The organism is Terrabacter aerolatus, from assembly GCF_007991735.1.
GTDB lineage: Bacteria > Actinomycetota > Actinomycetes > Actinomycetales > Dermatophilaceae > Terrabacter > Terrabacter aerolatus.
The window spans coordinates 1-11885 of sequence record NZ_BJYX01000044.1 but is presented as its reverse complement, the minus strand read 5'-3'; the positions used below and the strand labels follow the sequence as shown (position 1 = coordinate 11885).

Here is an 11885-nt window from a genome sequence, read left to right as displayed (position 1 = left end):
AGATCCCTTGTGCGTGAAGGAGGGACATGCTCGACATCCTCGAGAAATACAACATCCTCGCCGCGTTCTGGATGACCATCAAGCTGACGTTCTTCTCGGCGATCGGCGCGCTCGTGCTCGGCACGGTCCTCGCGATCATGCGGGTCTCCCCCGTCGCCGTGCTGCGCCGACTCGGTGCCGTCTACGTCAACGTGGTGCGCAACACCCCGCTCACGCTCATCGTGTTCTTCTCGCTCGCGGGCATGCGCTTCGTGCTCGAGATCAGCCTCGCCTCCGACGCGTCGGCCACCTCGGTGCAGGACAACGCGATCCGCTGGGCCATGGTCGCGCTCGCCGTCTACCACGCCGCCTTCGTGTGCGAGGCGATCCGGAGCGGCTTCAACACGGTTCCCCTGGGACAGGCCGAGGCCGCCCGCTCCATCGGGCTCACCTTCGGCCAGAGCCTGCGAGAGGTCATCCTGCCCCAGGCGTTCCGCGGGGCGGTCGCGCCCCTCGGTTCGGTGCTCATCGCCCTGACGAAGAACACCACCGTCGCCTCGGTCATCGGCGTCGCGGAGGCCTCGGCCCTCATGAAGGTCATCATCGAGAACGAGACCGCGAGCATCGCCGTCTTCCTCGTCTTCGCTCTCGGCTTCGTCGTCCTGACGCTGCCGGTCGGGATCTTCTTCACCTCGATGTCCCGGCGCCTGGCGGTGAAGCGATGAGTGCGCAGAACGTCCTCTTCGACGCCCCCGGCCCACGGGCCCGCAGGCGCCACGCCATCCTCACCGGCTTCGGCTTCGTCCTGCTGGCCGGGACCCTGGCCGCGGTGCTGTGGAAGTTCAAGGCCCAGGGCCAGCTGGAGGCCTCGCTCTGGCAGCCGCTCGTCGACCCCGAGGTGTGGACCTCCTACGTCGTCCCCGGCCTCGTCAACACCCTCAAGGCGGCCGCGGTCTCGATCGTCGCCGCGATGGTCTTCGGGATCCTCTTCGGCATGGGCCGGCTCTCGCAGAACCGCCCGATCCGTTGGGTCTGCAGTGTCGTCGTCGAGTTCTTCCGGGCCGTGCCCGTGCTGCTGATGATGTACTTCCTCTTCCAGCTCTTCGCGTTCAACAACATCTTCGTGGCGAGCCTCAACTCGTTCATGGCCGTCGTCATCGCCCTGACGCTGTACAACGGCTCCGTCATCGCCGAGCTCGTCCGGTCGGGTGTCTTCTCGCTGCCCAAGGGGCAGTCCGAGGCAGGCCTGTCGATCGGCCTCACCGAGACGCAGACGCTGCGGTCGATCCAGCTGCCCCAGGCCCTGACCGCGATGCTGCCGGCCCTCGTCAGCCAGATCGTCGTCATCCTCAAGGACAGCGCGCTCGGCGCCGCCATCACCTACCCCGAGCTGCTCCAGAGCATGCGCGACATGGGCACGGCCTACGCCACGGTCATCCCCGCCTACGTCCTGGCCGCGATCGTCTTCATCGCCCTCAACTTCGGGCTGACGGTGCTCGCGGGCCGGGTGGAGCGTCGGCTCAACCGACGTGGTCGTGGACCGCGTCGCGCCGGACCTGCGGCGGGGGTCGCCGGTCCCGGCTCGGTCGAGACCCCGACCGACGGCATCGGGGGCGCTCGTGTCCACACCGGCGATGCGACGAGCCAGGCACAGTGAGGCCCTGACACCTCTCGATCCACGGGGAGCCGCCGGCCGTCTGGCCGGCGGCTCCCCGTGCATCCGGCTCCACGTGCATCCGGCTGGAGCCGCGTGCCCTGACGGGGGCGTCACGGCGGCCCTGCCGGACATGACGAAGGCCCGGACACCAGTGGCGTCCGGGCCTTCGTCGTACGGTGCTCCCCCGATTGGACTCGAACCAATAACCTGCCGGTTAACAGCCGGCTGCTCTGCCAATTGAGCTACAGGGGAATGCTGCTGCGCAACCATAGCAAAGCATCTGGGCGGACTGGAAATCGGGTTCGGACACGACGACCGAGGCCCGGGGAGAACACCGGTGCGACCGCGTGCAGGGCTCTGCGAGAAGCCCGCCGGGCTTCCGGGTCATCGAGCCGAAGGGCCCTCAGAGCCCCACTTCGGAGCGCAACCGCTGCATCCGCTGGGCGGCCTCCCGCGCCACCAGCGGGTCACCGAGGTCGGCTCCACGGCCGGGGATGACCTGCTCGACGAGTGCGCCGCTCGACAGGTCCTGGCGGATCACGACGCGCACGGTGCGCCGGCCTGCGGTTCGGAACTCGTCGGCGAGCACGACACTGGCCTGCAGCCGTTCCCGCAGGGTCTGCTGGAGCAGGGAGGGCTCGGTGAGGTGCCACCGGGACGGTGCCCCGTGCCCGACCCAGGTCACGGTGAGCTCGGCGGACTCTCCCTGCCAGGTGCCGGACTCGGCCTCGTGCCACTTCCGCCGCCAGACCAGGCCGCCGTCGGCATCGACGAGGGCCAGGTGGTGGGTCGTCGCGACGACGTGGGCGCCGCTCCGGTCGTCCCGGGACCAGGCCAGCACCTGCTCGCCCGCGTCGAGCGGCACGGCTGCCCGGACGTCCGGGGGCAATGCCGGGCGACGTCGTCCTTCGAACAGTGCCATCAGCCCATCCCTGCCTTGATCGCCGCGAGCTCGCGCTGGAGCGTCTGGAGCTGCATGCCGAGCTCGCGGGTGCGTTCGGGCTCCGGGGTCTCGGCGTGGTCGAGCCGCCGCATCTCGCTCATCGCGTCGGCGATCCGCCGCGTCAGGGCGATGGTGCGCACCCGGTCGAACAGCTCGTCGACGTAGCGCGACGTCGGGAGTCCCGTGTTGGGGTCCATCCGGGTGGGCAGCGTGTCGACGGCGAGCTCGCTGACGAGTCCGGCGACCGGTGACGGGGCCGCCTCGGTGACGGCCGAGGTCCAGGCCCGGGCATTGCCCTTGTCGCCGCTGTGGTGGGCGATGCGGACGCCGTCGAAGACCGCCCGGTGCGCCGGCGCGGAGAACGACTCGGGGGTGAGCAGGTCGATGGCTCCCGGCTTGAAGACGGTCGGGAACTGCAGCAGCACCTGGAGCAGCTGCCGTTCGGCGTGGACCACGGGGTCGCGTCGGTCGGGCACCGGCAGGCCCCCGCCGTCGCCCGGGTGCGGCTCGGCGTCGTCCCGGCCGTCGGCACGCTCGCGTCCGTTGCGCTCGGTGCGGGCGTCGTCCTCGACCTTGATCTTGCCGGCCCGGGACACCTCGGTCGCGACCTGCTCGACGTCGAGACCCAGCATGCCGGAGACCTCGCGGGTGTACTCGGGCCGGAGCGACTGGTCGCGGATCGAGGCGATGATGGGGGCCACGGCGCGCACCGCCTGGATGCGACCCTCGGCCGTCGCGACGTCGAAGCGCTTGATCGTCGTGCGCACCGCGAACTCGAACATCGGCACGGCGTCCTCGATGAGCGCCTGCACCGCGGGGTCTCCCCCGGCCTGGCGCAGCTCGCACGGGTCCTTGCCGGACTTCTCGACGGCGACGAAGGACTGCGAGGTCCACTTCTCGTCGTCGGCGAAGGCGCGCATCGCCGCCTTCTGTCCAGCGGCGTCGCCGTCGAAGGTGAAGATCACCTTGGCCGGGGCGAGGCCCGCCTCGTCACGCATGAGCCGACGCAGCGTCTTGATGTGGTCTGCGCCGAAGGCGGTGCCGCACGTCGCGACCGCGGTCTCCACGCCGGCGAGGTGGCACGCCATGACGTCGGTGTAGCCCTCGACGACGACGGCCTGGCGTCCCTGCGAGATCTTCTTCTTCGCGAGGTCGAGGCCGTAGAGCACCGTCGACTTCTTGTAGATGGGGGTCTCGGAGGTGTTGAGGTACTTCGCCTCGATGCGGTCGTCGTCGAAGATGCGGCGCGCTCCGAACCCGACGGTGTCGCCCGTGATGTCACGGATCGGCCACACGAGGCGGCCCCGGAAGCGGTCGTAGAGGCCGCGCGAGCCGCGCCCCGCGATCCCGCCGGTCACGAGCTCGTCGTCGCTGAAGCCCTTCGCGCGCAGGTGGCGCACGAGGTCCTCTCCACCGCGCGGGGCGAAGCCGATGCCGAACTGCTTGACGTGCTCGCTGTTGAAGTCGCGGGCGCGCAGGAAGTCCCGCGCCGTGCGTGCGGACTGGCTGCCGAGGAGCAGCTCGGTGTAGTACTCCTCGGCGACGCGGTGGGCCTCGACGAGGCGGCTGCGGCGACCGAGGCCCTCCTCACGGGGCCGCGCGCCGTCCTCGTAGCGCAGCTCCATCCCGAGCTTCTGGGCGAGCCGCTCGACGGCCTCGGAGAAGGTGAGGTGGTCGATCTTCTGGACGAACGAGATGACGTCGCCACCCTCCTGGCACCCGAAGCAGTGCCAGGCGCCCACGGCGGGGCGGATGTTGAACGACGGCGTCTTCTCGTCGTGGAAGGGACAGAGGCCCTTGAGCGAGCCGGGGCCGGCGGAGCGCAGCGTCACGTGCTCGCGCACGACGTCCTCGATGGACGACCGCGCCTTGACCGCCGCGATGTCCTCGCTGTTGATCAGCCCCGCCATCTGCCTCCTGTCGCTGACCGTGATTCTAGGTGCTCGCCGTGCCGGTCCTCGTCACCGGCACCACTGGTGGTGGAGGGCGAGCGCTCGCACGTCGGTCAGCGAGGCGACCTGGTCGACGAGGACCCGCAGCCGCTCGCCGTCGTCGGCGGCCGCGTCGTGGTCGGCGCGGAAGGCCACGTCGAGTCGCTCGTCGGGCGCCGCGGCATACGCCTCGACGACCGCACGCACGACGTCGCGCTGCCCCGCCATGACGGCGAGCCGCTCGTCGGTGGTCATGACGAAGTGGTTGGCGATCGCCTTGAGGACCGAGCACTCGGCCCGCGTGTCGTCCGGGACGACGAGGTCGGCCTCGAAGCGGCACAGCTCCCCGGGCCCGTGGCGCTCGCGGGTGGCCTGCTCGACGACGAGGACGAAGTGCCCGATGAGCCGGCTCGTCATGTCCTTGAGCCGGGCCAGGTCACCCCGGGAGCCGTCGTATGCCGTGGGCACCGCTCCCGACGCGAGGACGCGTTCCCACGCGGCCCCGAGCGCGTCGGCCCCGAGGTCGGGTGCGTAGGTGCGGCCCGCGACGTCGATGACGTCGGCCATGTCCCGGGAGTGGAGCAGCCGAGGGTCGATCCATCCGGAGGCGATGGCGTCCTCGACGTCGTGGACCGAGTAGGCGACGTCGTCGGACCAGTCCATGACCTCGGCCTCGAGGCAGCGGACGCGCTCCTGGGCACCCTCGCGGATCCAGTCGAAGACGGGGAGGTCCGACGGGTAGACCCCGAACTTCCGGGTTCCTCCGGCGCCGCCCGGGCCGTCGTCACGTGCCCACGGGTACTTCGTCGTCGCGTCGAGGCTGGCCCGCGTCAGGTTGAGCCCGGCCGACGTGCCGTCGGGGTGTGCCCGCTTGGCCTCGAGGCGCGTGAGCAGGCGCAGGGTCTGGGCGTTGCCCTCGAATCCGCCGATGCCGGAAGCGATCTCGTCGAGGACCGTCTCCCCGTTGTGCCCGAACGGCGGGTGGCCGAGGTCATGGCCGAGGCAGGCGGTGTCGACGACGTCGGCGTTGCAGCCGAGCGCAGCCCCGAACTCGCGCCCGATCTGGGCGACCTCGAGCGAGTGGGTCAGCCGGTTGCGCACGAAGTCGTCGTGGCCGGGGGCGAGCACCTGCGTCTTGGCGGCAAGCCGTCGCAGCGACGACGAGTGCACGACGCGGGCGCGGTCCCTCGCGAAGTCGTCCCGGTCGGCGCGTTTCTGGGCAGGGTCCTCCGCGACCCAGCGCTCCCGGTCCCGACCCTCGTATCCCACACCGGAACTGTATGCGGCGAGGCAGCGCCCGTCGGCGACGCAGCACGTGGCCGCGCCGCGATGACGCATACTTCAGAGATGGAGCCGCTCAGGCTTCCAACCTCAGGAGCGCGCCATGGGCGACAAGTCACCGAAGTCCCACATGTCCACGAAGGCCAAGACGCTCAAGGAGAAGCGTGCCGACAAGCACGCGAAGTCCGCCGCCAAGGACCACACGGAGATCATCCCTCCCAAGGCGAAGCGCTGACCGTCACCAGGCGCTGACGTCGGTTCCGCCGAGCTCGGCCTGCATGCGGCGCACCCAGGCCGGCTCGGCGCCGTAACGCTGCGTCTTGATGAGTCGCAGGTTGGCGCAGTCCTCGACGAGCTCGGCCATGCGCTTGTCGCGGGTCGTCTCCTGCTTGGCGCCGACCACCCAGCTCGTCGCGATCTTGCGGTAGGACGGCGTCGCGCCGTCCCAGAACGCCGCGGCCCGTGGGTGGGCCCGCAACATCGACTCGTACTCGTCGGGCCAGCTGGCCCCGTCGTTCTCGTAGGAGTAGGTGCCGGATCGGTCGTCGCGGCGCCGGGCGAACGCCGCGAGTCCCGCGGGCCGCATGAGCCCGGCCTCGGTCAGCTCGGCGACGGCCTTGATGTTGATCGTGCTCCAGGTGCTCCCGGACTTGCGCGGCGTCCACCGCTGGCGCACGGCGTCACCGTCGATGCGCTGGACCATCGAGTCGATCCAGCCGAAGCAGAGGGCCTCGCGCACGGCGTCGGCCCACTCGAGCCCGCGTGGCTCGACGTGCTTCTTGTGCAGGCCCATCCACAGCTCGGTGGCGCTCTCGTGGTTGGCCTCGAGCCAGGCCCTGAAGTCCTCGGCGTCGTCGAAGAAGATCGCCGGCCGCTCGGCCGAACCGCCCTGTCGCATGCCCCGATCCTGCCACCGGCCACCGACGTCGCGGCGGACGCTGGGAGGATCGTGCCGTGACCGACCGCATCGCCCTCGCTGCCCACAACAACGCCCTCTGGTGCGACGCCGTGGCGCGTTCGCACGGCGTCGCCTGCACGACCGACGAGCTGGCCTGGACCGCGTCGACCCGCACGCCGCCCTACTACCCGGACGCCGTGACACTGTCCCCGGAGGCGGGTGAGTACGACGTGCTCGCGCGCGTCGACGACTCGGACGGCTGCTCGGTCAAGGACTCGTGGTCGCGACTCGACCTGTCGATGGAGGACTTCGCCCGGCTCGTCGTCGGCGAGTGGGTATGGCTCGACCCGTCGGCGACGCTGCCGGCTGCGTCCGGTGAGCCGTGGACCCGGGTCGACTCGCCCGCCCTCATGGCCCAGTGGGTCCGCGCCTGGGCGAGCGACCCCGACGCGGAGGCGATCCTCCGGCCCTCGCTGCTCGACGAGCCCGGCGTGCACGTCCTCGGCGCTCGGGCCTCGGAGGAGCCCGACGCACCGTTCGTCACCGGCGCCGTCGTCAACGTCACCGGGCAGGTCGCCGGACTCGGCAACGTCTTCGCCCGCGACGGGGACGTCGAACGGGCCTGGCGCTCGGCCACCACGGCTGCCCGGGCGGTCGTCGGCGGGCTGCCGCTCGTCGGCTGGGAGGCCGGGGCAAGCGTCGAGGCCGCCGTGGCCGTGGGCTGCGAGCGGCTCGGACCGCTCAGCGTCTGGCTGAAGTAGGTCAGCCGCCGCTGACCGAGAGCTCCGCCTCGGCGATGGTGCGGCGGTGCTCCTCGGAGAGCTCGCGCGACTCCAGCCAGCGGTCGGGGAGGGCGACGGTGCGCGAGGACCCGGCGCGTCCGCGCTGGCCCTCCGCCGCCTCGCCGGGCCACGGGGCGTCGGGGTCGAGCGTCGCGAGCAGGGTGTCGAGGGCAGCCATCGAGTCGACGAGGGCGAGCGAGTTGCGGATGGTCGACCCGGCCGGGAATCCCTTGAGGTACCAGGCGATGTGCTTGCGGATGTCGCGGCAGGCTCGCTCCTCCTCGCCGTAGAAGTCGCAGAGGTATGCCGTGTGCGTCCGGAGCCTGTCGGCGACCTCCCCGAGCGTCGGCGTCACCCGCGCCGAGGTGCCGGCGAAGGCCGCCGCCAGGTCGGTGAAGAGCCACGGGCGGCCGAGGCAGCCACGGCCGACGACGACGCCGTCGCAGCCGGTCTCGCGGACCATGCGCAGCGCGTCCTCGGCCGACCAGACGTCTCCGTTGCCGAGCACGGGGATGCTCGTCACGGTCTCCTTGAGCATCCGGATCGCCGTCCAGTCGGCGGTGCCGGAGTAGGCCTGGGCAGCCGTGCGGCCGTGGAGGGCGACCGCGGCGACGCCCTCGGCCTCCGCGGTCAGCCCGGCGTCGAGGAAGGTGAGGTGGTCGTCGTCGATGCCCTTGCGCATCTTCACGGTGACGGGGATGTCGCGCTTGGCGCCCTCCTCGACGACGGCACCGACGATGGCCTTGAAGAGGTCCTTCTTCCACGGCAACGCGGAGCCGCCGCCCTTGCGGGTCACCTTGGGCACCGGGCAGCCGAAGTTGAGGTCGATGTGGTCGGCGCGGTCCTCGCTGACGAGCATGCGGGCGGCTGCGCGGGCCGTGGCCGGGTCGACGCTGTAGAGCTGGATCGACCGGGGGTTCTCGTCGGGGTCGTGCTCGATGAGGCGCATCGACTCGGGCGTGCGCTCGACGAGGGCACGCGAGGTGATCATCTCGCTGACGTAGAGGCTCGTGGCGCCGCTGGCCCCGCCGATCGCGCGCCCTTCGTTGCCGTACTCGCGGCAGAGCCGGCGGAAGGCGCGGTTCGTGATGCCGGCCATCGGGGCGAGGACGACGGGTGACCCGATGACGTGGCCGCCGATGCGCAGCGGGGGCAGCACGGCCCCCTCCGTCGCTGCGGGGGCGGCCTCACCGGCCTGCGTCATGGGAGTCATCACGTCGGTCACGTGCTCAATTGTCCCCGATCAGTCGCGTGGCGCCGAATCGACGACGAGGTGGGCGAAGCGGAGCAGGGCAGCGGCGAACGCCTCGGGCCGGTCGAGGTTGGACAGGTGGCCGGCCCCGGGGACGATCTGCTCGCGGGCACTCGGGCAGACCCGCAGGTAGGCGCGGGCGCCGATGCGCAGCTGGTCGAACCGGCCGTTGAGCAGGAGCACCGGGCAGCGCACCTGCTCGAGCATCGAGGGTCGGCAGTGGGCCATGACCTCCCGCCAGGCGGCCGCCGTCGGCGCGAAGTAGTAGCCGCCGGCGATGACGGGGTCGATGCGCCCGGCCGGGTAGAGCCGGTGCAGGACACGGTCGTTGACGCGGGTCATCCGCGCCGGTCCGATCCGGTCGGTCAGCACGGCGACCCCGCGGTAGACGGCGGCGCCGGGCCCGGTCGGGACCGCGCTGGACCCGGCGAGGACGAGGCCCCCGAGCGTGGCGGGACGGGCTGCGGCATACGCCATCGCGGCGTAGCCGCCGAGCGAGTGGCCGACGACGACGACTGGGCTTCCCGACGGTACGGCCGCCACCGCGTCGCCGATGACCTCGACGCAGCGGGCGAGGGTGAACTCCTCGTCGACGCGCACCCCGTGCCCTGGGAGGTCGACGAGCGTCAGGTCGACGTGGCCTCGCAGGAGGGGCACCTGCGGCGCCCACTGGCTGCTCGACAGGCGCGACCCGTGCACGAGGACCAGGTGAGCACGCACACGGCGAGGATGTCACGATGACCCGGTGACCCACATCGTCAGTGCCACGCAGCTCGCCCACGAGATCGAGGACGTCGTCGTGCTCGACGTCCGCTGGGCGCTCACGACGGCGAACACGCCTGCGGGGCGCGAGGACTACGACGCCGGCCACGTGCCGGGCGCGTTCTTCGTCGACCTCGACACCGAGCTCGCTGCTCCGGCCGGCGACGGCGGACGCCACCCGCTGCCCGACCCCGTCGTCGTCGAGGGCGTCCTCCGCCGTGCCGGGATCACCGAGCACAGCCGCGTCGTCGTCCTCGACGGCAGGGAGTCGTATGCCGCCGCGCGGGCCTGGTGGGTGCTGCGCTGGGTCGGCGTCGACGACGTCCGGGTGCTCGACGGCGGCTACGCCGCCTGGCTGGCCGCAGGGCTGCCCGTCTCGACCGAGGCACCCGCAGACCGGCACGGAGACGTCGTCGTGCGACCGGGCGCCCTGCCGACGCTCGACGCAGCCGGTGCGGCCGCCCTGGCGCGCGACGGGCTGCTCCTCGACGCGCGGGCGCCGGAGCGCTACGCCGGCGAGACGGAGCCGATCGATCCCGTGGCCGGGCACGTGCCGGGCGCGGTCAACAGCCCGACCACCGCGTGGCTGAGCGCCGACGGCACGTTCCGGACGGACCTCGCCGAGCACTGGGCGCACGTCAGCGCCGGCCACGACGTCGGCACCGGGATCGTCGGCGTCTACTGCGGCTCGGGCGTCACGGCCGCCCACGAGATGCTCGCGCTCGCCGAGCTCGGGGTCGACGCGGTGCTCTACCCCGGGTCCTGGAGCGAGTGGATCCGCGACCCCGACCGTCCCGTCGCGACCGGCCACTCCCCCGGCTGACCCACCCCGCAACACACCGAGCAGCCGCACGGTCCGACGGTTGCAGCCGTCACCTCTGCACGGTGCTCGGTGTGTTGCGAGTCAGCGCGGCGGGGCCTCAGCAGCCGATGAGGCGCTGCGCGAGGTAGCCCTCGACCTGGTCGAGCGCGATGCGCTCCTGCGCCATGGTGTCGCGCTCGCGGATCGTCACGGCGTGGTCCTCGAGCGTGTCGAAGTCGACGGTGATGCAGAACGGCGTGCCGATCTCGTCGTGTCGGCGGTAGCGCTTGCCGATGGCGCCGGCGTCGTCGAAGTCGATGTTCCAGTGCTTGCGCAGGGTCGCGGCGAGGTCGCGCGCCTTGGGCGAGAGGTCGGCGTTGCGCGAGAGCGGCAGCACCGCGGCCTTGACCGGGGCCAGGCGCGGGTCGAGGCGCAGCACGACGCGCTTGTCGACGCCACCCTTGGTGTTGGGCGCCTCGTCCTCGTGGTAGGCGTCGACGAGGAACGTCATGAGCGAGCGGGACAGTCCGGCCGCCGGCTCGATGACGTAGGGCGTGTACTTCTCGCCCGTCTGCTGGTCGAAGTAGACGAGGTCGGTGCCGGAGTGCTTCGAGTGCGTCGACAGGTCGAAGTCGGTGCGGTTGGCGATGCCCTCGAGCTCGCCCCACTCGGACCCGGCGAACCGGAAGCGGTACTCGATGTCGACGGTGCGCTTCGAGTAGTGGGACAGCTTCTCGGGCGCGTGCTCGTAGTGGCGCAGGTTGTCGGGGTCGATCCCGAGGTCGACGTACCAGCGGGTGCGCTCCTCGAGCCAGTACTGCAGCCACTCCTCGTCCTCGCCCGGCTTGACGAAGAACTCCATCTCCATCTGCTCGAACTCGCGCGTGCGGAAGATGAAGTTGCCCGGCGTGATCTCGTTGCGGAAGCTCTTGCCGGTCTGGGCGATGCCGAACGGCGGCTTCTTGCGCGAGGCCTGCATGACGTTGTTGAAGTTGACGAAGATGCCCTGGGCGGTCTCGGGGCGCAGGTAGTGCAGGCCCGACTCGTCCTCGATGACACCGAGGTAGGTCTTGAGCATCATCTGGAAGTCGCGCGGCTCGGTCCACTGGCCCTTGGTGCCGCAGTCGGGGCAGACGATCTCGGACATCGGCACGGAGTCCGGGTCCTCGAGGCCCTTCTTCTCGGCGTACGCCTCCTGGAGGTGGTCCTGACGGCGGCGTCGGTGGCAGCTGAGGCACTCGACGAGCGGGTCGGTGAAGGTACCGACGTGCCCGGAGGCGACCCACGTCTCGCGCGGCAGGATGATCGAGGAGTCGAGGCCGACGACGTCGTCACGGCTCGTCACCATCGACTTCCACCACTGGCGACGGATGTTCTCCTTGAGCTCGACGCCGAGGGGCCCGTAGTCCCAGGCAGACCGGGTGCCTCCGTAGATCTCGCCGCTCGGGAAGACGAAGCCCCTGCGCTTGCAGAGGCTGACGACGGTGTCCACGATGGATGTCTGCTTGGCCATGCGGGACAGGTTATCGGGCCGCGACCCGTGCTCCGCCACGCGTCCGGGGTATGCCGTCCCGTCCCCTAGGTGTACCCGGTCATGA

Annotated in this window: 12 protein-coding genes and 1 tRNA gene; 5 read left to right on the top strand and 8 right to left on the bottom strand. The window is 71.2% G+C overall.

The window, feature by feature from the left end; translation table 11 throughout:
• The first annotated feature begins 26 nt into the window (after nt 1-26).
• Both TAE01_RS20145 and TAE01_RS20140 read left to right on the top strand, forming a co-directional pair.
• Nucleotides 27-704 carry an amino acid ABC transporter permease gene (locus tag TAE01_RS20145; RefSeq protein ID WP_147068595.1) on the top strand — a complete coding sequence of 226 codons (678 nt, stop codon included), beginning with the start codon at nt 27-29 and terminating at the stop codon, nt 702-704.
• Nucleotides 701-1636: an amino acid ABC transporter permease gene (locus tag TAE01_RS20140; protein WP_147068594.1), complete on the top strand. Its 936-nt coding sequence runs from the start codon at nt 701-703 to the stop codon at nt 1634-1636. The genes TAE01_RS20145 and TAE01_RS20140 overlap by 4 nt, the downstream gene beginning before the upstream one ends.
• Before the next feature lie 179 nt (nt 1637-1815).
• Here TAE01_RS20140 and TAE01_RS20135 read toward each other — a convergent pair.
• The 4 genes from TAE01_RS20135 to TAE01_RS20120 all read right to left on the bottom strand — a co-directional run bounded on the left by TAE01_RS20135 (nt 1816) and on the right by TAE01_RS20120 (nt 5779).
• Nucleotides 1816-1888, bottom strand: a tRNA-Asn gene (locus TAE01_RS20135).
• Nucleotides 1889-2039: 151 nt separating this feature from the next.
• On the bottom strand, nt 2040-2558 hold the full coding sequence (locus TAE01_RS20130; RefSeq protein WP_147068593.1) for a hypothetical protein: 519 nt from the start codon (nt 2556-2558) through the stop codon (nt 2040-2042).
• Nucleotides 2558-4489: a DNA primase gene (dnaG, locus tag TAE01_RS20125; RefSeq protein ID WP_147068592.1), complete on the bottom strand. Its 1932-nt coding sequence runs from the start codon at nt 4487-4489 to the stop codon at nt 2558-2560. The genes TAE01_RS20130 and dnaG overlap by 1 nt, the downstream gene beginning before the upstream one ends.
• 51 nt (nt 4490-4540) lie before the next feature.
• Nucleotides 4541-5779, bottom strand: a complete 1239-nt coding sequence (locus TAE01_RS20120) for a deoxyguanosinetriphosphate triphosphohydrolase (protein ID WP_147068591.1) — start codon at nt 5777-5779, stop codon at nt 4541-4543.
• A 115-nt stretch (nt 5780-5894) separates the two neighbouring features.
• Between TAE01_RS20120 and TAE01_RS21125 the strand changes: the two genes are divergently transcribed.
• Nucleotides 5895-6026, top strand: coding sequence for a hypothetical protein (locus tag TAE01_RS21125; protein WP_281289333.1), 132 nt, complete (start codon nt 5895-5897; stop codon nt 6024-6026).
• Nucleotides 6027-6029: 3 nt separating this feature from the next.
• On the opposite strand, the gene TAE01_RS20115 is transcribed toward TAE01_RS21125, so the two are convergent.
• A complete protein-coding gene (locus TAE01_RS20115) occupies nt 6030-6689 on the bottom strand; it encodes a YdeI/OmpD-associated family protein (protein WP_147068590.1) in 660 nt (219 codons plus the stop codon).
• A 56-nt stretch (nt 6690-6745) separates the two neighbouring features.
• On the opposite strand from TAE01_RS20115, the gene TAE01_RS20110 reads away from it, so the two are divergent.
• Complete coding sequence (locus TAE01_RS20110; protein WP_147068589.1) at nt 6746-7450, top strand: hypothetical protein; 705 nt, start codon at nt 6746-6748, stop codon at nt 7448-7450.
• A 1-nt stretch (nt 7451) separates the two neighbouring features.
• On the opposite strand, the gene dusB is transcribed toward TAE01_RS20110, so the two are convergent.
• Entirely contained in the window at nt 7452-8675 is a 1224-nt protein-coding gene (gene dusB / locus TAE01_RS20105) for a tRNA dihydrouridine synthase DusB (RefSeq protein WP_147068596.1), read from the bottom strand.
• Between the two features lie 39 nt (nt 8676-8714).
• Complete coding sequence (locus TAE01_RS20100; RefSeq protein WP_147068588.1) at nt 8715-9443, bottom strand: alpha/beta fold hydrolase; 729 nt, start codon at nt 9441-9443, stop codon at nt 8715-8717.
• Between the two features lie 25 nt (nt 9444-9468).
• On the opposite strand from TAE01_RS20100, the gene TAE01_RS20095 reads away from it, so the two are divergent.
• Complete coding sequence (locus TAE01_RS20095) at nt 9469-10308, top strand: sulfurtransferase (protein ID WP_147068587.1); 840 nt, start codon at nt 9469-9471, stop codon at nt 10306-10308.
• A 97-nt stretch (nt 10309-10405) separates the two neighbouring features.
• Here the strand turns inward: TAE01_RS20095 and TAE01_RS20090 are convergent, their stop codons facing one another.
• The gene (locus tag TAE01_RS20090) at nt 10406-11800 is read right to left on the bottom strand and encodes a glycine--tRNA ligase (RefSeq protein WP_147068586.1); all 1395 of its coding nucleotides are present in this window, start codon (nt 11798-11800) and stop codon (nt 10406-10408) included.
• Nucleotides 11801-11885 lie beyond the last annotated feature (85 nt).